Source organism: Aquamicrobium sp. NLF2-7 (assembly GCF_022359935.1).
Classification (GTDB): domain Bacteria; phylum Pseudomonadota; class Alphaproteobacteria; order Rhizobiales; family Rhizobiaceae; genus Mesorhizobium; species Mesorhizobium lusatiense.
On sequence record NZ_JAKSED010000001.1, the window covers coordinates 1,852,990 to 1,873,455 of the forward strand.

At 65.2% G+C, this 20,466-nt stretch carries 17 protein-coding genes and 1 riboswitch; of the genes, 7 read left to right on the forward strand and 10 right to left on the reverse strand.

The window, feature by feature from the left end; genetic code table 11:
• The 7 genes from MIC97_RS09220 to purE all read right to left on the reverse strand — a co-directional run bounded on the left by MIC97_RS09220 (nt 1) and on the right by purE (nt 8,047).
• Complete coding sequence (locus MIC97_RS09220) at nt 1–1,578, reverse strand: cytochrome ubiquinol oxidase subunit I (RefSeq protein WP_239799778.1); 1,578 nt, start codon at nt 1,576–1,578, stop codon at nt 1–3.
• 67 nt (nt 1,579–1,645) lie between these two features.
• Complete coding sequence (gene cydC / locus MIC97_RS09225) at nt 1,646–3,340, reverse strand: thiol reductant ABC exporter subunit CydC (protein WP_239799779.1); 1,695 nt, start codon at nt 3,338–3,340, stop codon at nt 1,646–1,648.
• On the reverse strand, nt 3,337–5,133 hold the full coding sequence (gene cydD, locus MIC97_RS09230; RefSeq protein WP_239799780.1) for a thiol reductant ABC exporter subunit CydD: 1,797 nt from the start codon (nt 5,131–5,133) through the stop codon (nt 3,337–3,339). Before cydD ends, cydC begins: the two co-directional genes overlap by 4 nt.
• Complete coding sequence (locus tag MIC97_RS09235; RefSeq protein ID WP_239799781.1) at nt 5,130–5,702, reverse strand: GbsR/MarR family transcriptional regulator; 573 nt, start codon at nt 5,700–5,702, stop codon at nt 5,130–5,132. The genes cydD and MIC97_RS09235 overlap by 4 nt, the downstream gene beginning before the upstream one ends.
• A 137-nt stretch (nt 5,703–5,839) precedes the next feature.
• Nucleotides 5,840–6,337, reverse strand: a complete 498-nt coding sequence (locus MIC97_RS09240) for a tyrosine-protein phosphatase (RefSeq protein WP_239801076.1) — start codon at nt 6,335–6,337, stop codon at nt 5,840–5,842.
• A 139-nt stretch (nt 6,338–6,476) separates the two neighbouring features.
• Complete coding sequence (locus MIC97_RS09245; RefSeq protein WP_239799782.1) at nt 6,477–7,553, reverse strand: 5-(carboxyamino)imidazole ribonucleotide synthase; 1,077 nt, start codon at nt 7,551–7,553, stop codon at nt 6,477–6,479.
• Entirely contained in the window at nt 7,550–8,047 is a 498-nt protein-coding gene (gene purE / locus MIC97_RS09250) for a 5-(carboxyamino)imidazole ribonucleotide mutase (RefSeq protein ID WP_239799783.1), read from the reverse strand. Before purE ends, MIC97_RS09245 begins: the two co-directional genes overlap by 4 nt.
• Before the next feature lie 125 nt (nt 8,048–8,172).
• A riboswitch (cobalamin riboswitch) is annotated at nt 8,173–8,371 on the forward strand.
• 165 nt (nt 8,372–8,536) lie between these two features.
• Between purE and MIC97_RS09255 the strand changes: the two genes are divergently transcribed.
• From MIC97_RS09255 to MIC97_RS09270, 4 genes are all read left to right on the forward strand, one after another.
• A complete protein-coding gene (locus MIC97_RS09255; RefSeq protein WP_239799784.1) occupies nt 8,537–10,393 on the forward strand; it encodes a TonB-dependent receptor in 1,857 nt (618 codons plus the stop codon).
• Nucleotides 10,394–10,528: 135 nt separating this feature from the next.
• Entirely contained in the window at nt 10,529–11,383 is an 855-nt protein-coding gene (locus MIC97_RS09260) for an ABC transporter substrate-binding protein (protein ID WP_239799785.1), read from the forward strand.
• Nucleotides 11,380–12,381, forward strand: coding sequence for an iron ABC transporter permease (locus MIC97_RS09265; RefSeq protein ID WP_239799786.1), 1,002 nt, complete (start codon nt 11,380–11,382; stop codon nt 12,379–12,381). Before MIC97_RS09260 ends, MIC97_RS09265 begins: the two co-directional genes overlap by 4 nt.
• Nucleotides 12,378–13,160: an ABC transporter ATP-binding protein gene (locus MIC97_RS09270; protein ID WP_239799787.1), complete on the forward strand. Its 783-nt coding sequence runs from the start codon at nt 12,378–12,380 to the stop codon at nt 13,158–13,160. The genes MIC97_RS09265 and MIC97_RS09270 overlap by 4 nt, the downstream gene beginning before the upstream one ends.
• Here MIC97_RS09270 and MIC97_RS09275 read toward each other — a convergent pair whose 3' ends face one another.
• Complete coding sequence (locus MIC97_RS09275) at nt 13,161–14,300, reverse strand: patatin-like phospholipase family protein (RefSeq protein WP_239799788.1); 1,140 nt, start codon at nt 14,298–14,300, stop codon at nt 13,161–13,163.
• 46 nt (nt 14,301–14,346) lie between these two features.
• Complete coding sequence (locus tag MIC97_RS09280) at nt 14,347–15,129, reverse strand: 3-hydroxybutyrate dehydrogenase (RefSeq protein ID WP_239799789.1); 783 nt, start codon at nt 15,127–15,129, stop codon at nt 14,347–14,349.
• Nucleotides 15,130–15,318: 189 nt separating this feature from the next.
• On the opposite strand from MIC97_RS09280, the gene MIC97_RS09285 reads away from it, so the two are divergent.
• The 3 genes from MIC97_RS09285 to MIC97_RS09295 are packed head-to-tail and all read left to right on the forward strand — an operon-like array spanning nt 15,319 to nt 18,953.
• Nucleotides 15,319–16,329, forward strand: a complete 1,011-nt coding sequence (locus MIC97_RS09285) for an iron ABC transporter substrate-binding protein (RefSeq protein ID WP_239801077.1) — start codon at nt 15,319–15,321, stop codon at nt 16,327–16,329.
• A 6-nt stretch (nt 16,330–16,335) separates the two neighbouring features.
• Entirely contained in the window at nt 16,336–17,916 is a 1,581-nt protein-coding gene (locus tag MIC97_RS09290; protein WP_239799790.1) for an iron ABC transporter permease, read from the forward strand.
• Nucleotides 17,913–18,953 carry an ABC transporter ATP-binding protein gene (locus MIC97_RS09295; protein ID WP_239799791.1) on the forward strand — a complete coding sequence of 347 codons (1,041 nt, stop codon included), beginning with the start codon at nt 17,913–17,915 and terminating at the stop codon, nt 18,951–18,953. The genes MIC97_RS09290 and MIC97_RS09295 overlap by 4 nt, the downstream gene beginning before the upstream one ends.
• A 20-nt stretch (nt 18,954–18,973) precedes the next feature.
• Here the strand turns inward: MIC97_RS09295 and MIC97_RS09300 are convergent, their stop codons facing one another.
• On the reverse strand, nt 18,974–20,200 hold the full coding sequence (locus MIC97_RS09300) for an argininosuccinate synthase (RefSeq protein ID WP_239799792.1): 1,227 nt from the start codon (nt 20,198–20,200) through the stop codon (nt 18,974–18,976).
• Between the last annotated feature and the right edge of the window lie 266 nt (nt 20,201–20,466).

Below are 20,466 nucleotides of genomic sequence, written 5' to 3' on the forward strand. Positions count from 1 at the left end.
CTACTCCGCCGGAGCGAGGGAAGGAGGTGCAAGCCGGGTGCGCGGGGCGTGATCGGCCTCCGGACCCTTGCGGATCGCGGCCAGCATCAGCGCCATTTCGACGACGAACAGCACCGAATAGATCAGCGAGAAGCCGACAATGGTGGCCAGCACCGTCGCGGCCCCGAGATTGGAGACGGCAGCCGCTGTCGGCAGAACGCCCTCGATGATCCATGGCTGGCGTCCGAATTCGGCGACGATCCAGCCGCATTCGGCCGCGATCCACGGCAGCGGTATGGCGAACACGCCGACGCGCAGCAGCCACGGATAGCGGTCAAGCTGATGGCGGGCCGAGAGGTAGAAGAACACGGCCGTCAGCGCGATGAAGAAGAAGCCCAGCCCCACCATGATGCGGAAGGTCCAGAACAGCGTCGGAACGTTGGGCACGGTATCCCATGCCGCCTGCGCGATCTGCTCGTCGCTGGCCTGCGTCGGGTCGTCGAGATAGGGCTTCAGCAGAAGCGCATAGCCGAGGTCCGCGCCATTTTCCTCGAAGGTCGTGCGCGCGGCTTCCGGTATGGCCGCATCGCTGCCGGCCGCCCGGATTTCCTGCAGCGCGCCATAGGCCGCCATGCCGTTGCGGATGCGCGTCTCGGCATGGGCCACGAGGTCCTCGATGCCGGGGATTTCGGTGGTCAGCGAGCGCGTGCCGATCAGGCCCATCACCCACGGAATATGGACGGCATAGTGGGTCTTGCGCGCTTCCTGATCGGGAAAGCCGATGGCGGTGAAGGCGGCAGGCGCCGGCTCGGTCTTCCACATCGCCTCGATGGCCGCGAGCTTCATCTTCTGATGCTCGGTGGAGAGGTAGCCGCTCTCGTCACCCAGCACCACCACCGACAGCGACGCGGCGAGGCCGAACGAAGCCGCGACTGTGAGCGAGCGCTTGGCGAGTTCGAGATGGCGTCCCTTCAGCAGATACCAAGCCGAAACGCCGAGCACGAAGATCGATGCCGTGACGTAGCCGGCCGAGACGGTGTGCACGAATTTCGCCTGCGCCACCGGATTGAACAGCACGGCGGCAAAATCGTTGACCTCCATGCGCATGGTCTGCGGATTGAAGGAGGATCCCACGGGGTTCTGCATCCACCCGTTGGCGATGAGAATCCACAGCGCCGAGAAGTTGGAGCCGATGGCCACCGCCCATGTCGCGGCCAGATGGCCGAGGCGCGAGAGCTTGTCCCAGCCAAAGAAGAACAGGCCGACGAAGGTCGCTTCGAGGAAGAACGCCATCAGCCCTTCGATCGCCAGCGGCGCGCCAAAGATGTCACCGACATAATGGCTGTAATAGCTCCAGTTCATGCCGAACTGGAATTCCATAACGATGCCGGTGGCCACGCCCATGACGAAGTTGATGCCGAACAGCGTGCCCCAGAACTTGGTCATCTGGCGCCAAATGTCGCGGCCGGTCATCACATAGACGGTTTCCATGATCGCGATGACCACGGACAGGCCGAGCGTCAGCGGCACGAATAGGAAGTGGTACAGAGCGGTGATCGCGAACTGAAGTCGCGACAGATCGACAATATCGAGTTCCATGGCTACTCCGGCTTTCCGGCCTCCTTGGCTGATGTGACGCCTTTTCCCGGCGTCGAGAACCCTGTGCTCAGTCCGGCCGCAGCCGGTCGAGCAATCTGCGATAGCCTTCGCTGCCGCGCGTGAAATCATTCTCCACCCGGCCCTCCTCCATGACCACGATGCGGTCGGCCAGTTCCGCTTCACGGCGTATATGCGTAACGATGACGAGCGTGCGACCTTCCGCACAGGCGCCGATGCAGTCGACGACATCGCGCGCCGTCGCACCGTCCACGCCCTCGGTGGGCTCGTCGAGCAGCCACACCGGCGTGTCCCGCAGCAACAGGCGGGCCAGCGCCAGCCGGCGCGCCTGACCGGTGGAAAGGCCGGTGCCGCCCTCGCCCAGCATCGTGTCCAGGCCTTCGGGAAATTCGGCCACGAAGGTGCCAAGTCCGGCTGCGTGCAGCGCCTGCATCATTTCACCGTCGCCGGCATCGGCACGGGCAAGCTGAAGATTGCCGCGCAACGTGTCGCGAAACAGCTCCGTGCGCTGGGTGAGCAGGGTGGCGGGCAGCGTGGCGACAGTTCCCGCCTGCGGGACCAGTTCGCCCGCGATCAGCGACAGCATGGTGGACTTGCCAGCCCCGCTCGTGCCGATCAGGGCAACGCGCTCGCCTTTGGCGATCGAAAGCGACTGGCCTTGCAGAACCGGGCGTTCGCCGCAGCGGTAGGAGAGCGTCGCATCCGTGATCTCGATCGCATTGGTGGAGTCAGCGGGGCGGGCGGCGCCGCGCACCTCATCTGCTGCATCGCCAAGCTTCGGGCCCAGCCTGCGGGCGGAGAGCAGAACGCGCCCAAGCTCCAGCGCGCCACGGCGCAGGCCGGTGAAGGGTTCGAGACAGGCAAGCGCCACGAACACGGCCAGCGCCGCCACAGGCGCGCCGATGGCGCCGCTTTCCGCCAGCATGGCAGCGGCGACCAGCGTGATCGCCAGCAGAGCCGCGCCGGCAATGGCGAAGGCAAAGCCCGTATTGGTTTCGATGCGGTTCAGCGCATCGTCGGCGGAGGCAAGCCGCGCGTCGGCGTGGGAAACCGCCGTTGCCTGTGCGGCCAGCCTGTTCGTCATCACCAGATCGGTCTGGCCGCGCATCAGGTCGATGGTGCGCGAGCGCAGCACTTCCAGCGCATGGGCGCGCCGCCGCGCCGGTTTTTGCGAACATGCGGCGGCAACCGCCGGAATGGCGAGCCCGCACGAAAAGAGCAGGAGACCGATGCCAATGCCCAGAACCGGCGCGATGACCCCGAGCACGGCAGCCTTCACCAGCGCCGAACCAAGCGCCGCCACCAGCGGCACCACAACGCGCAAATAAAGCGAATCCAGCGCATCGATGTCGACGGTGAGCCTGAACAGCAGCCGCGACGGACGGGCCGCGAGGCTGCGCGCCTGCATGTCGGTGGCGAAGCCGCGGAACACCCGCTCGCGCAGGCGCGCCAGCACCTTCAATGTCGCATCATGCGTGACCAGTCGTTCGCCGTAGCGGGAAAAGGTGCGGGCAAGCGCCAGGAAGCGAATGCCGGCGGCGGGCGCGAACACGTCGAAGGCAAGCGCGGTCGCCACGGAGGCCCCGGCAATCGCGGTGGCCGTAATGAACCAGCCGGACAGGCCGAGCAGCGCAATGCCCGCCAGCGCGGTGCACAGCGCCAGCAGCGCACCGGCTGCCAGCATCGGCCGGTTGCCGGACCAGAACAGCGCGGCGACAGCGCGCAGATGCCGCAAAGCGCTCATGTCCGCTCCCCTTTCCCGGCTGCGTCACCAAGCGTGACGATACGATCCATTCGGGCCGCCAGAACCGGATCATGGGTGGCGACGATAAGCGTGCGCCCTTCGGCGATGTCCAGCAGCATATCGGTGATCTCGCCGGCCGTGCGGCGGTCGAGGTGTGCGGTCGGCTCATCGGCCAGCACGAGCCCGACGCCGGGTGTTGCGGCCGCACGCGCAATGGCAAGGCGCAGCGCCTCGCCGCCGGAAAGCCCGGCCCCGCCCTCGCCCAGAAGCACGGACCTGCGGTCCCGTGCCACGTCACCGAGACGTGCGGCATCGAGCGCGGCGTCGACCGCGGCGTCCAGACCCGGACGGCCAAGCGTGACATTGCCCGCAAGCGTTCCCGCAAAGATATGCGGCGACTGGCCGACCCACGCCATGCCCGCCCGCAGCCGCGCCGCCGTCTGCGGCCTCAAGGTCTCCCCGCCGATGCGGATGGTGCCCGCTTCCGGCACCGCAAGCCCGGCGATCAGCGCCAGCAGGGTGGACTTGCCGCCACCGCTCGGCGCCATGACGGCCACGCGCTCGCCCGGCGCAATACCCAGCGACAGGCCATCGAAGACCTGAAGACCATGCTCCGGGCAATCCTGTCCGGCATGGCTGAAATGGAGATCGTCGATGGCGATGCCCACAGCGGCGCCATCGGCTTTCGCCGTGCCGGTCCGCTCGGCGGCAACGATAGGCTCACCGGCTGCCGCCACTTTTTGCAGGGCTTCCAGAGCCGCCACACCGGCGGCACGGTCGTGCCAGACGGCGGACAGGTCGCGCATGGGCTCGAAGAAGGCCGGCGCGAGCATGAGGATGAACACGCCCTCAGTCAGCGACAGTTGCCCGCCCCATGCCCCGAACGAGAGCTGGCCGAGGAAATGGAACCCGACATAGACGGCCACCATGGCGACGCCCAGCGCCGAAAACAGCTCCAGCACCGCCGAGGACAGGAAAGCGATGCGCAACACCGTCATGGTGCGGCTGCGCAGGAGATCGGCTTCCTCGCGCAGGCGCAACGCCGTGCGGTCGACCGCGCCCAAGCTGCGGATCGTGGCAAGGCCGCGCAGCCGGTCGAGCAGGAAGGCGTTCATATCGCCCATCTTGGCAAGCTGGCGCTCGCTCGCCTCCTTCGCCCGCCAGCCGACCAGGGCCATGAAGATCGGGATCAGCGGCAGCGCGATCAGCATGATCAGGGCAGCCACCCAGGAAAGCGGCAGAACGCAAACGAAGATGGCGAGCGGAACGATCACGGCGCGCCAGCGCAGCGGCTGGAAACGCGCGACATAGGGCACCACCGCCTCGGCCTGCTCGGCCATCGTGCTGGCGACGAAGCCGGATGACGGGCGCGACGCATCGAGCGGCGAGCGGGTGGCGAGCACCGAAACGGCATGATCCCGCAGCCGGGAAAGCTCCCGCCGCGCGGCGAGGAAGGCAAGGCGCGATCCTGCCCGGTCCATACCCGCCCGCACCACGCCAAGCAGGAAGACGCCGACGGCCGGCCAGATCACCGCGTTCATGCCGGTGCCGGCAGCGATGTCGCCGATGGCCAGCGCCAGCAGAGCGGCCTGCCCGATCCAGATCAGTGATGCCGCCGACTGAAGAAAGATCGGCAGTCTGCCCGGCGAGGCGGACGGCTTTGAAACGCGGCGCCGGCGCTTCGTCCTGACCGCAACCTGCTCCGAAATTTGGGGGATTTCGGCTTCAGCCGGCCTTCGCAGGGCCGGTTCCTCAGCCAGTTGCCGGGCAATCGCCGTGTCGAGCGCACTCACGGTTGTCCGTCCCCCCTGCGTTTGCGGCCAAGCGAGACGATGCGATCCTTCGCATCGAGCAGCCTCGTCACCTTTGAGCCGAGGCTGAGCAGTGTCGCCAGCCGTTCCGTATCGAGTCGTTTGACGTCATCATACCAGTTCGTGAGCTGTTCGATGAGTCCGTTCATCTCCATAAGGCGGGACTGTGCGTAACGTTCCTCCTCGCTGCTGGGCTGCTGCATGAGAAGCTCGCGCAGCACCGAAAGGGTGGGATCGACCTCGCGCTTCTTGCGCTCCTCCGCCAGCGTGCGCAGGATCTGCCAGATGTCATCGGGTGCGGCGAAAAAATCGCGACGGTCGCCGGGAATGTGGCGCAGCATCACCAGATTCCACGCCTGAAGCTCGCGCAGCCCCATGGAAACGTTGGAGCGCGAAATGCCGAGCCCGTCCACGATCTGATCTGCGCAGAGAGGTTCCGGCGACACATAGAGCAGCGCGTAGATCTGGCCGACCGTGCGGTTGATGCCCCAGCGGCTGCCCATCTCGCCGAAGTGCAGCACGAAAGACTGTATGAGTGGCGGAAGGTTCATGGCGGACCAATTTTCAGAAATTTCTGAAAATTCAGTACGTCCCGCCACGCCAGAAGTCACTTGGGCACCATGTCGCACCCGTACACGTACGAAAGAAAATCCGTGCGAACATGAGGGAAAGCTGGCTTCGACCAGCGTCAGAAGCCGATCGTTTCCTCGAACCGGTCCCATGAGCGATACATTTCGTATCGCCCAACCCCGCGGATCGGCACATGGCCGTAATAGGGCGAAAGCTGCAACTCGGCCGCGATCTCGCCCTTGCCGGCGATCGCACCCGTGTAGATGGCCGATGCCAGCCCGGTGCGGTTCGCACCATGGTCGCAATGCACCAGAAGCGGCTTTTCCGCGTCGCGCATCAGGGCGGCAAGTTCGGCAGACTTTTCGACGGGCAGGCCCTTCGACGAGGACATCGGGAAATCGATGATCCTGATGCCGTGGCCCTCCGCCGCCGCGCGCGCTGCCAGCGCTTCGGCATCAGGGGTCTCGTTGCGCAGGTTGATGATGGTGCGGATCTGGTAGCGGTCCGCATAGGTCGCGACGTCGTCCCCGTCCGGTTGTCCGGAGCGGTAGAATTCGCCCGGTATCACCTCATGGAAGTTGCCGAGCAATTGCTGCACGCCCATATGAGCGCCCATCAACAGCGGGGCGCCGAGCAATACGGCCGCGAATACCCATATACGTCCCAATGCAGACTTCCCCGCCTTTGATCCCGGCTACCCCTGACAGCGAATTGCGACAGGAACAAGAATACGCCGTACGGCCATTGCCGCAGGCTCAGTTGCGGCCGGTCAGGCGGGTGAAATGGCCCATCTTGCGGCCGGGACGCGCCTCTGCCTTTCCATAGAGATGGACAAGGACGTCCGGTTCCGCCACGAGTTCAGGCACGCGCGCGACATCGTCGCCGATCAGGTTCTCCATCACGCAGGCGCTGTGATGGCGCGTGTCGCCCAGCGGCAACCCGGCAATGGCCCTGATGTGCTGTTCGAACTGCGAAACGACGCAGGCGGCTTCGGTCCAGTGGCCTGAATTGTGCACCCGCGGCGCGATCTCGTTGACCAGCACCGACCCGTCGTCCAGCACGAAGAACTCCACGCCGATGACGCCCACATAGCCGAGCGCTTCGAGTATCGAGGCGGCAGCCGCCCGCGCAACGTCGGCGGTAATGTCGGGAACGGCGGCAGGCACGGTGGAGGTGTGCAGGATGCCGTCGCGATGGACGTTGCGCGCCGGCGCATAGGTCTCCACCCTGCCGTCCGCGCCCCGCGCACCGATCACCGAAATCTCGCACCCGAAGGAAATGAGCCCTTCGAGGATCAGCGGCACCGACCCCATCGCCTCGAAGACGCCGGAATAGCTGCCGCTTTCCATATGGCGAAACACGCGCTGGCCCTTGCCGTCATAACCCATGCGGCGCGTCTTCAGCACGCCGTTGCCGCCGAAGCTGTGCAGGGCGGACGCAAGGTCCGCGTCGCTGTCGACGGCAAGGAAGGGGGCCGTGTCGATACCGATGCCGTTGAGGAACTGCTTTTCGCTCAGCCGGTCCTGCGACACCTCCAGCGCGCGCGGCGGCGGCAGAACGGGCACGCGCCCGGCGAGCCTCTCGGCGGCCTCCACCGGCACGTTCTCGAACTCATAGGTTATGACATCGCTGATTGCGGCCAGTTCGGCCAGCCCGGCCGGATCGTCATAGGCAGCCACGATCTGCCGGTTCGCCACCTGCGCGGCCGGGCAATCGGCCTGCGGCTCCAGCACGGCGATGCGGTAGCCGAGGCGGGCGGCTGCCATGGCCAGCATGCGGCCAAGCTGGCCGCCGCCAACGATGCCGATGGTCGATCCGGACGCCAGCATCACGCGTCGTCCTTCGGCTCGAGGGCAACCTTGTCCGTCTGCGCGGCGCGCCAGGCTTCCAGCCGCCCGGCCAGCGCATGGTCGGTGAGCGCCAGCACGGCGGCGGCCAGAAGTGCCGCATTGACCGCGCCGGCCTTGCCGATGGCCAGAGTGCCGACCGGAATGCCGGCCGGCATCTGCACGATCGACAACAGCGAATCCTGCCCCGACAGCGCCTTCGATTCCACCGGCACGCCGAACACGGGCAGCGACGTCATCGCCGCCGTCATGCCCGGCAGATGCGCGGCCCCGCCGGCGCCGGCCACCACAACCTTGTAGCCGGCAGCCTTCGCGCCGTGGGCAAAATCATAGAGACGTTGCGGCGTGCGATGCGCGGAAACGATGAGGCTTTTGTGGGACACACCAAGCTCGGCGAGCGTTTCGGCGGCGTGGCGCATGGTCGCCCAGTCGGACTGGCTGCCCATGATGATGGCGACATCGGCTTGTCGGTCGGTCAATGGCCTGCTCCCGTCAGCTAAAGCGGCGACGTAGCGGAATTTTCGCCACCCCGCAAGGACGAGAAGTGCGGCGGGCATTCCTGATCCCGTACTGTCGGAATTGACACGCCGTGCCAGCGATGCTTAGCGTCGCAACCGGAACTGGTTCCGATTACGGATGAAAAGGGAACACGGTCTGCCGCATTGCCGGCAAAGCCGCGACTGCCCCCGCAACTGTAGCCGCCGAGCCTCCCCCGATATGCCACTGGATCTTAACGGTCCGGGAAGGCGGCGGGAGGCAATGACGCGGAAGTCAGGAGACCTGCCGGTTCCGGTCACCCATGTCTGATCTCGGGGTGAGATCGGGCGCGGCCGTCCGCAGCGGTGACACGAAACGTGTTGCCGCGTGCCGGTACGGCCGGGGGTGCAGACTGCACCTCCCCTGCCTGCCAGTTCCCGGTGAAAGGCTGTTTTTCCGGGCGCACCCGTGCCCGGCAGGGGGAAATGACGATGAGAACAACGATTCTGGCGGCCGGCATCTGCTCGCTGACGCTTACCGGTACCGTCCGGGCGCAGGATGAAAGCCCGCAGGCCACCGATGTCATCGAGCTGAAGACAATCTCGGTAACCGCCAACCGCACCCCGACCCAAAAGAACAAGGTCGGCTCGAAGGTGGAGCAGATCACGCAGGCGGAAATCGGGGCGAAATCCCGTCCGGTCCTCAGCGACTATCTGAACCTGCTGCCCGGCGTTTCGGTTGCCAGAAATGGCGGCCTCGGCGGCACAACCGGCCTTTTCGTGCGCGGGCTTGGCTCCGGCTACGTCAAGACGCTCTACAATGGCATCGACATTTCCGATCCAACCGGCACACAGGTGCTGACGCATTACCAGTATCTTCTCACCGGCGGCATCAGCAATGTGGACGTTCTGAAGGGCTCCCAGAGCACCCTCTACGGTTCCAGTGCCATAGCCGGTCTGGTGAACATCTCGACACTCGGCCAACCGGACAGCGGCATTCACCATACGGTCGAGGCCGAGGGCGGTTCCTTCGGCACCGTGCGCGGCCGCTACGGATTTACCGCTGCGAACGAAGGATCGGGATTCGCGGGCAACATCTCGGGACTGCACACCGACGGCATCTCGGCCCGGGCAGACGGCCGGGAGCGGGATGGGCTCGACAGTCTGAATATCGACCTAACCGCCGAACACAGGATCAACGAAGCCTTTTCGGTCTTTGGCTCGGTCCTGCATCTCAATTCCAAGGCCGAGTTCGATGGCAACGGCCCCGACGATCCCGACAGCTATGAGCGGGCGAGGATGACCGGAGGCCGGTTCGGCCTCAATTTCGATCTCATGGACGGCAGGCTGAAGAACACCGTCTCCGCTCAAGGTTTCAAATCGGACCGTGAAAGCGTGTGGGACGGGTCTCCCAGCCTCTTCATCGGCACGCGGCAGAAGATCGACTATCAGGGGTCGTTCGAGGCGACGGAACGAGTTCTCCTGCAATATGGCCTCGACCATGAAAAACAGGAAGCCGACGATGCCGGCGGCGGCAGCCCGCTGGGCAAGTTCGACCTCACCGGCGCGTGGGCTCAGGCGGTCCTCGAACCGGTGAATGATCTGGTGCTCACCGCTGGGCTTCGCCATGACGAGCATTCCGAATTCGGCGGACACACCACCTATCGCGGCACGGCGTCCTACCTGTTTGCCATCACAGGAACCCGCCTTCATTCATCTTATGGAACAGGTTTTCTGGCTCCAAGCCTCTACCAGCTTTACGCCCCCTCCAGCGTCGGCAACCCGAACCTTCAGCCCGAGACGAGCCGCAGCTTCGACATCGGTGTGGAGCAGCAGTTGCTGGGCGGGGCGCTGACGGCCGATGTCACCTACTTCCACATCAGGGTGGACGACAAGATCGACTGGATAAACGATTTCAGCTATCCGTGGGGCGGCTACTACGACCAGACACCCGGCACCACGCGCTCGAAAGGTGTCGAAGCTTCCTTCACCTACGCCGCCACCGGCTGGCTCGACCTCGGCGGCTCCTACACCTATACGGATTCCCGCAAGGCGGACGGCACCCGCAACGTCCGTATTCCGCGACATGCCGTTGTCCTTTCGGCCGAAGCACGGCCCACCGAAAAATGGACCATTGGCGCAGACGTGAAATTCGTCGCGGATGTCGTGGACGGCGGCGCAAAGCTGGATGATTATGTGCTGCTCAACGCCAAAGTCGCCTACCAGCTCACGGAGTCCACGCAGATCTATCTTCGGGGTGAAAACCTGCTCAACGAGAACTACCAGACCGTGAAAGACTACGGCACACCCGGTATCGCTGCCTTCGCGGGAATCAAGGCGAAGTTCTAAAGCAGTTCCAGCAAAAGTGCGCAGCGGTTTTGCGTCCGGAACTGCGTGGAAACATGGAGATAGAGTATTGGAAGTGATCCCTTTTTCACCGGAAATGCTCTAGTGCCCGGAGGCAACCGCCGAAAGCATTCCCCTTTGCGCGCCATTTTTGCGGCATGGCGCGCAAATCTGCTGACGGCATTTGCCGTGGGTCTTTCGGTGATGCCGACCCTTGCGCAGGATACCGCGCCCCACCGCGTCGTTTCCATGAACCTGTGTACCGACCAGCTTGCCATGCTGATTGCCGGCGAGGGGCAGCTTCATTCCGTCTCCGTGCTGGCCAGCGACCCGCGCAGCTCGGCGATGGCGCGGCAGGCGGAAGCCTTCGTGATCAATCACGCGCTTGCCGAGGAAATCTTCCTCATGGAAGCCGACCTCGTTCTCGCCGGCACGTTCTCCTCGCGCGCCACCGTCGGGTTGCTGCGCCGTCTGGGATTCAGGGTTGAGGAATTCGCCCCGGCAACCTCCTTTGACGATGTCCGTAACCATATCGCCCGCATCGGTGAGCTCCTCCATCGCCAGCAGCGCGCCGCCGAACTGATCGCCGAGGTGGACGCCGGTCTTGCGCGTCTCGCCTCCGGCCCGCAATCCGGCCAAACCATCGCGCTGTACGAGCCAAACAGCTACACGGCGGGCAGCGGCACACTGGCCAACGAGATCTTCACCGCGGCGGGGTTGGTCAACATCGCCGAAAGGCTAGGAATCGCCGGCTCGGCGCGCCTGCCGCTGGAGCAGCTCATCATGGCAAAACCCGATCTGATCGGCCGTTCCAGCAGCGATTACGGCACACCGGCGCTGGCGCAGGAAAACCTCGTCCACCCGGCTTTCCGCGCCCTCGCAGGGCAGAAGGTCGTGGATCTGCCGGTCGCGAAAATGATCTGCGGGGCGCCCTTCACCCTTGATGCCGCCTTCATGCTGCAGGATGCGGCGAGGGAACAGAGCCAGCCATGAACGCCGATCGCCGTTACCATTTCCTGATCGCGCTGCTTGCCGCACTCACGCTGGTGCTGTTCCTGTTGTCGCTGACGGTCGGCCCGGCGGCCATCGGCTTTGGCGACAGCATGGCGGCTCTGTTCTCCGGCAAAGCCGATGGCGTTGCCCTCATCATGCGCGAGATCAGGCTGCCGCGCGCCATTCTCGGGCTGATGATCGGCGCGACGCTCGGCCTCTCCGGCGCTGTCCTGCAAGGCTATCTGCGCAATCCTCTGGCAGAACCCGGTCTGCTCGGCATCAGCGCCTCCGCCTCGCTGGGTGCCGTTCTTGCCATCTATACCGGCCTGTCCGCCGCCTTCCTGCTCGCTCTGCCGCTTGCCGCCCTTGCCGGCGCGGTAGCAGCCGTTCTGATCGTGCAGGCCCTTGCCGGTGCGCGGGGGTCGGCCCTCATCGTCATTCTCGCCGGTATTGCCGTCACCAGCTTCGCCGGGGCCATGACCTCGCTGGCGCTCAACCTGTCGCCCAATCCGTTCGCGGCCCTTGAGATCATGTTCTGGATGCTGGGCTCACTCACCGACCGCTCAATGACGCATATGTGGCTCTCCGCGCCCTTCATGCTGATCGGCTGGATCATGCTGGGCTCGCTGGGGCGCGCACTCGATGCGCTCACCCTCGGCTCCGAAACGGCTGCCTCGATGGGCATCGAATTGCGCCGCGTGCAATTGCTGGCCGTGTTCGGCACGGCCGCCAGCGTCGGCGCAGCGACGGCCGTGGCCGGTGCCATCGGCTTCGTCGGGCTGGTGGTGCCGCACATCCTGCGCCCGCTGGTGGGGGCGCGGCCGTCGCGCCTGCTGCCGGCCAGTGCGCTCGGCGGTGCATCCATGGTGCTCGGCGCCGACATACTGGTGCGCATCATCGCTCCCGAGCGCGATCTCAAGCTTGGCGTGCTCACCGCAATCGTCGGTGCCCCGTTCTTCCTCTGGCTCGTCTTCCGCACCCGCAGGAGCCTCACGTGACTCTGCTCTCGGTCGAAAACCTTTCCGTCAGGCTCGGGCACCGGCAGGTGCTGAACGGGCTGGGATTCGAGGTCGAAGCCGGCGAATTCGTCGGGCTGATCGGTCCGAACGGAGCGGGCAAATCCACCCTTCTGCGTTCGGTGCTCGATCTGGTGCCGACACAGGGCCATATCCGCCTGTCCGGTGAGGTCGCCGGAGCCATGAACGCGCGCCGGCGCGCGACCCGCGTTGCCTATCTGGCGCAGGAGCGCGAAATCGCATGGGCCGTGCCGGTGGAGACGATCGTGTCCCTCGGCCGCGAACCCCACCGCGCAGGCTTCGCCACGCTGAATGCACAGGACAGAACCATCATCGATGCCGCCATGCAGCGCATGCACATCGAAGCCTTCCGCGACCGTATCGCCACCGAGCTTTCCGGAGGCGAAAAGGCACGGGTTCTGACCGCGCGCGCACTGGCGCAGGATGCGCCGCTGCTGCTGGCCGACGAGCCGACGGCCGGCCTCGATCCGGCCCATCAGATTTCGCTGATGCGCCTGTTCGCCTCGCTTGCCGCGGGCGGAAAAAGCGTGGTCGCCTCTCTGCACGACCTTGGACTCGCGGCGCGCTGGTGTTCGCGCCTGCTGCTGCTTCATGAGGGCGGCATCGTGGCCGATGGTTCACCAAAACAGGTGCTCACCCCGCAGAACCTGCGCGACATCTATGGCGTGGAAGCCTTTTTTGGCGAAGCCGGTGCCGGGCCGGTGATCCAGCCGCTCGATCTGGCAGGGCTGCTGCCCTGATCAGCCCTGCACCCTGCCCGCCCCGGGCGGACGCTTGCGGGTGGCAAGGAAGCGACTGACGCGCGCACCCGGAGGGGGCGCCGCTACTTTCAGCGGCTTCATGCCGTCGTCCAGCTCGCCGGAGAGATCGAGCGTGGCGCGTTCGCCCACCGCATCAAAATTCTCCTCAAGCCAGTCGCTGGCCGCATCGCGCCCGAGATCGCGCAGATATTCCAGAAACGCCCATTCGGCGTTGATCTTGGAGGAAGCTGACAGCCCTTTGAACGCCGCATCGGCATCGATGCGATGCATGCGGATATCGCGATACTCGCCATGCGGCAGCCGCCCCGCCGCGATCAGTTCCTTGACGAAGGCAATGGCACGGAATTCGCGCAGCAAGGCTGCATTGAAGGCGATTTCGTCCATGCGGTTCTGGATCTCGCTGGAGCTGGTCGGCACGCCCTCGCGCTGCACCGGGTTGATCTGGACCAGCAGCACGTCCTCGGTCTCGGTGGCCCTGAAAAAGGGAAACAGTGCCGGATTGCCGCCATAGCCGCCGTCCCAGTAAGGCACGCCATCGATCTCGACCGCGCGGAACAGTTGCGGCAGGCAGGCGGACGCCATCACCGTGTCGCGGTCGATCTCGCCATCGGAAAAGACACGGATCTGGCCGGTCTCGACATTGGTGGCCGAGATGAACACCTGCATGGCCTTGCAGGAGCGCACATTGTCGAAATCGATCTCGCTTTCGATCACATCGCGCAGCGGATTGAGACCGAGCGGATTGGCCAGATAGGGCGACACCACGCGTGACATGGTGTCGAACCAGATGTAGCCGGGCGAATTCTCGATCGACCAGTTGCCCCACAGCACATCCCATGGCGTGCGCTGCACCGGGCTGAAACGGCCCTTTCGCGCCACGGCGCGCCAGAAATCCTCCAGCTTGGTGCGCGCGCCTTCGGCACCGCCGCGCACGAAGCCATCGGCCAGCGCAACCGCGTTCATGGCGCCCGCGCTCGTGCCGGAGACGGCGACAATGTCGAGCCTGTTGTCTTCCAGCAGGCGATCCAGAACCCCCCATGTGAAGGCGCCATGCGATCCACCGCCCTGCAAGGCGATGTTGATCTTCTTGCGCTGCACAGTGTTACCGTTGGCCCGCATATGCGATCCTTCCGAAGGCTGGGGAGTGAGTGGGGACGGGCGGCGCTTACTGCGCCACCCAGCCGCCATCGACGGAGATATGCGTGCCGTTGACCTGCGCGGCGGCCTCCGAGCAGAGGTAGGTGACAGCGGCTGCCACCTGCTCCACGGTGACGAATTCCTTGGTCGGCTGCCTGTCCAGCATCACCTCGCGAACGACCGTGTCGCGGTCCATGTTGTTGGCCTTCATCTGGTCTGGGATCTGCGCCTCGACCAGCGGGGTGAGCACATAGCCGGGGCACACCGCATTGCAGGTGATGTGGTTGCGCGCGATTTCCAGCGCCACGGTCTTGGTGAGGCCCATGATGCCGTGCTTGGCCGCGACATAGGCCGACTTGAACGGCGAGGCGACGAGCCCGTGGGCCGAGGCGATGTTGACGATGCGCCCGCCGCCTTCCCGCTTCATCAGCGGGATCGCCGCCGCAATGGTGTGAAAGGCCGAGGACAGGTTGATGGCGATTATGGCATCCCATTTCTCGACGGGAAATTCCTCGACCGGCGCCACATGCTGGATGCCGGCATTGTTGACGAGGATATCGACCGACCCGAAACGCTCGGCCGCCTTCGCCACCAGGGCGCGGCATTCGGCGGGCTTTGACATGTCGGCTCCGATATAGGCCGCTTCCACCTTGTGGTCGCGGGCTATTTCTGCCGCGACCTCATGGTCCTCCGGTCTGTCGGAAAACGAATTCACGACCACGTTGCAGCCCTGCGCGGCAAGCGCGCGGGCAATGGCGAGGCCGATTCCGGAGGTGGAGCCGGTTACAACTGCGGTTCTGGTGGCGCTCATGACGGTCCTTTCCGCGATGGGAGGGATAAAAATGCTGCGCTGCAATATATGCGACAAACGGTGCAAAACCAGCCCACTCTGGCGAAAAAGCGATATTTCGAGAATCCTTTGCCGCCCGATTGTTGACTGATAGGATCATGTATGAGCTTTCAGGCACTTCGCCGCAAAAGCATGTTCGAGAGACAACTCATGCACCCTGCCCTTTCCGCCCTATTCGGCAGCACGCTGGCCCTGGCCGGCCTCCTCTTATCCTCGCAGGCAATGGCTCAGGAGAAGCAGATCATTGTTTACAATGCCCAGCATGAAAGTCTTGCGAAGGAATGGGCTGCGGCCTTTACCGCCGAAACCGGCATCGGGGTGACGCTGCGCAACGGCGCCGACAGCGAGTTTTCCAACCAGATCGTGGCCGAGGGCAAGGCTTCGCCCGCGGACGTGCTCCTGACCGAGAATTCGCCCGCCATGACGCAGGTGGAGCAGGCCGGCCTGTTCGCTCCGGTAGATGCCGACACGCTGGCGCTGGTCGAGGAGCAATATCGCCCTTCCGGCGGCCACTGGATCGGCATCGCCGCGCGCAGCACCGTGTTCGCCTACAACAGCAACAGGCTGACGCAGGACCAGCTTCCCAACTCGCTGCTCGATCTGGCCGACCCGCAATGGAAGGGCCGCTGGGGCGCCTCGCCTTCGGGACCGGATTTTCAGGCCATCGTCAGCGCCCTCCTGCAACTGAAGGGGGAAGAATTAACGGCCGGCTGGCTGAAGGCGATGAAGACCAATTTCAAGGCCTATCGCGGCAACAACACCGTTCTGAAGGCGGTGAACAGCGGCGAGATCGATGGCGGCATCATCTATCACTACTACTGGTTCGGCGACCGCGCCCGCACCGGAGAAAACAGCAGTGACGTCGAGCTGCACTACTTCCGCAACGGCGATCCGGGCGCGTTCGTGTCCATCTCCGGCGGCGGCGTGCTGGCGTCCAGCAAGCACCCGCAGGAGGCGCAGGCGTTCCTGAAATGGATCGTCGGCAAGGGCGGTCAAAAGGTGCTGCGCGAAGGCACGTCCTACGAATACACGGTGGGCAGGGGCGAGCCTTCCAACGCCGCCCTCGTACCGCTTGAGGAGTTGCAGGCCCCGAAGATCGATCCGCAAACGCTGAATTCCCGCAAAGTGACCGACCTGATGACCGATGCGGGCCTGATGTAAACGCCCATGCGGACCTTGACCGACGGCACCCTGATTGCCGGGCCTGCCGCCGCGCGGCCGGCGGCGGCACCGTTGCGCTTCTCTTGGATCGGGTTCGCGGCGCTGCTGGTCACGCTGCTGACGCTGGTCCCACTCGCCTTCATCCTGTGGGTGACGGTGCAGACCGGCTGGCGAACGGCCATATCGCTCATCTTCCGCCCAAGGGTCGGCGAGCTTCTGGTCAACACGCTGCTGCTCGAACTGCTTGCCGTACCCGCTTGCGCGGTGCTTTCAGTGGCGCTTGGCTGGCTGACGGAACGCAGCGATCTGCCGGGTGCACGTCTGTGGTCATGGCTGTGCGTGGCACCGCTTGCCGTGCCTGCCTTCATCCATTCCTATGCGTGGGTCACCATCGTGCCCGGCCTCAACGGTCTTGGAGCCGGCGTTCTGGTCTCGGTGCTGGCCTATTTTCCCTTCCTCTACCTGCCGGTTTCGGCAGCCCTTAGGCGTCTCGACCCCGCGCTCGAAGACGCGGCGGCAGCGCTTGGCCATGGTCCGTGGAGCGTGTTCTTCCGCGTGATCCTGCCGCAGCTGCGGCTGGCGCTGTGCGGCGGCGCGCTGCTGGTTGGCCTGCATCTGCTTGCCGAATACGGGCTCTTCGTCTTCGTGCGCTTCGACACGTTCACCACGGCCATCGTCGACCAGTTCCAGTCCACCTTCAACGGCCCCGCCGCCAACATGCTGGCCGGCGTGCTGATCGCCTGCTGCTTCGCCCTGCTGGCGCTGGAAATGCTGGCGCGCGGCGACGAGCGCTATGCCCGCGTCGGCTCCGGCGCCGCCCGCCATCCGGCGAAGACAAGGCTCGGCCGCGCCGCCCTGCCCTGCCTGCTGATGCTCGCCGTGGTGATGGCGCTGTCGCTCGGTGTGCCTTTCTATACCATCGCCCGCTGGCTGTGGGCGGGTGGGGTCGCTGTCTGGCGCATGGACGAGATCGGCGCCGCACTCGGCCACACCACGGTGCTGGCGCTCGGCGGCGCGTTGCTCGCCACCCTTGCCGCCATTCCCATGGCGTGGCTGTCGATCCGAGCGCCGGGGCGCCTGCAACGCATGTTGGAAGGCTGCAACTACATGGTGGGGTCGCTGCCCGGCGTGGTCGTGGCGCTGGCGCTGGTCACGCTGACCGTGCGCTATCTGCTGCCGCTCTACCAGACGCTCGCCACCATCCTCATCGCCTATATGCTGATGTTCCTGCCGCGCGCCATCATCAGCCTGCGCGCCTCGATCGCGCAGGCGCCACCGGAGCTGGAGCAGGCAGCGATGAATCTTGGGCGACGCCCGTTCAACGCGCTGTGGTCCACCACCATCCGCCTTTCCGCACCCGGTGCCGCGGCTGGCATGGCGCTGGTGGCGCTCGGCATCCTCAACGAGCTGACCGCCACCCAGATGCTGGCCCCCAGCGGCACCCGCACGCTGGCGCTCGCCTTCTGGGCCTATAGCGGCGAGATCGACTATGCGGCCGCCGCACCCTACGCGCTGATCATGGTTGCGGCCTCGCTGCCGCTGACATGGCTGCTTTACGTGCAATCGAAGAAGATGGCCGGACAATGAGTTTTCTTCAGCTTTCCGGCCTGTGCCGAAACTATGGCCCCGTGGCAGCAGTGAACGGCATAGACCTTTCCGTCGCCGCCGGCGGCCGCACCGCCATCGTCGGCCCTTCCGGCTGCGGCAAGACCACGCTTTTGCGTCTCATCGCCGGCTTCGAGCCGCCCGATGCGGGCAGCATCGAACTCGATGGCGAGCCGCTTACCGGACCGGGCGCGTTCCTTCCCGCCTACCGGCGCCCTATCGGCCTCGTCGCGCAGGACGGCGCGCTGTTCCCACACCTCTCCGTCGCCGCCAATATCGGCTTCGGCATGCCCCGCGGCGGGCCGGACCGCGATGGCCAGGTCGAGCACCTAATCCGGCTGGTGGGCCTCGACGAAAGCTTCCTGCAACGGCGTCCGCACCAGCTTTCCGGCGGCCAGCAGCAGCGCGTGGCGCTGGCAAGGGCGCTGGCCCGCAAGCCGCGCCTGATGCTGCTCGACGAGCCGTTCTCGGCGCTGGATACGGGCCTTCGCGCGGCCATGCGCAAGACGGTCGCCGGCGTTCTGGATGCGGCCGGCGTCACCACCATCCTCGTCACCCACGATCAGGAGGAGGCGCTGTCCTTCGCCGATCAGGTGGCGGTGATGCGCGCGGGAAAGATCATGCAGGCCGGCTCTCCGCGTGATCTTTACCTCAGGCCCCGCGATCGCATGGTGGCGGAGTTTCTGGGCGAGGCAATCATCCTGCCAGCCCGCGTCGCAGCCGGCCACGCGCATTGCATTCTGGGCGCTATCCCCGTCGACCGCGACGAAAGCCGCCAGACGGCCGAAATCCTGCTGCGGCCGGAGCAGGTCGGGCTCGGGCCGGATCAGGCCGGCGGCACGAGCGCCATGGTGACGGATTCGGAATTCAGCGGACCGACCTGCACGCTCACGGTAGAGGTGGCCAACGGTGCGGGCGAAGCAGGCACTCTCGTCCTGCGCCAGCCTTCAGCCGGCGCGCCACAGGTCGGAACGCGCATCCGGCTTATCGTCAGCGGCAGCGCGCATCTGCTCAACTGATGCGCGCTGCCTGAAGCTTTTTACCGCGTGTTGCGGCGGCGGGCCGCCAGCGTGCGCAGGCGCAACGCGTTGAGGCGGATGAAGCCTTCGGCGTCCTTCTGGTCATAGGCGCCACGGTCGTCCTCGAAGGTGACGAGGTCGTCGCGGTAGAGCGACTTCGCCGACTTGCGGCCGGTGACGATGACGTTGCCCTTGTAGAGCTTCAGCCGCACCGTGCCTTCCACGTCTTCCTGGCTCTTGTCGATCAGCGCCTGCAGCATCTCGCGCTCCGGCGAGTACCAGAAGCCGTTGTAGATGAGTTCCGCATAGCGCGGCATCAGCTCATCCTTGAGATGGCCGGCGCCGCGATCCAGCGTGATCGACTCGATGGCGCGGTGCGCTGCGATCAGGATGGTGCCGCCGGGGGTCTCGTAGACGCCGCGGCTCTTCATGCCGACGAAACGGTTCTCGACCAGATCGATGCGGCCGATGCCGTTGTCGCGGCCGAGGTCATTGAGCGCGGCGAGCAGCGTGGCCGGCGACAGCTTCCTGCCGTTGAGCGCGACCGCGTCGCCCCTGAAAAACTCGATCTCGATCTCGGTTGCGGCATCCGGCGCATCAAGCGGCGAGACGGAGCGCTGGTGCACATATTCCGGCGGCTCCACCCACGGATCTTCCAGCACCTTGCCCTCCGAGGAGGAGTGCAGAAGATTGGCGTCGACCGAGAACGGCGCTTCGCCCTGCTTGTCCTTCGGCACCGGGATCTGGTGCTTTTCGGCGAATTCGATCAGATCGGTGCGCGACTTGAACGACCAGTCGCGCCACGGCGCGATGACCTTGATGTCGGGGTTGAGCGCATAGGCCGAAAGCTCGAAGCGCACCTGGTCGTTGCCCTTGCCGGTCGCGCCATGGGCGACGGCGTCAGCCCCGGTTTCCTCGGCGATCTGGACCAGATGCTTGGAGATCAGCGGCCGGGCGATGGAGGTGCCGAGCAGATAGGTGCCCTCGTAGAGCGCGTTGGCGCGAAACATCGGGAACACGAAATCCTTCACGAACTCCTCGCGCAGGTCGACGATGCGGATGTCCTTGATGCCCATCATCTCGGCCTTGCGGCGCGCCGGCTCCAGTTCCTCGCCCTGTCCGAGATCGGCGGTGAAGGTGACGACCTCCGCGCCCAGCTCGGTCTGCAGCCATTTCAGGATGATGGAGGTGTCGAGGCCGCCCGAATAGGCGAGCACGACCTTCTTGACGTCTTTCAGCTTGGTCATGGGCGTTTCCGATGTTCGTTCCGGGACTGCGGCGAGGCGCAAAAACTGCGTGGGCAGTCATAGCAGGAAAGCCGCGCCGGACAAGCGCCCAGGAAGCAGGAACGGGAGGCAGCAAAGCCGCGCCGGCAAAGCGTCCGGACGGAATCTCAGCAGGTGCCTGCTGCTTCGGCAGAGTGCGCAACAAAATGACGAAATGTGCTCAATATAAAACCTTTTCTTGTGAATCTGCACTTTTTCGTGCATTTCATGGCCCGCGCCCGCCAGGG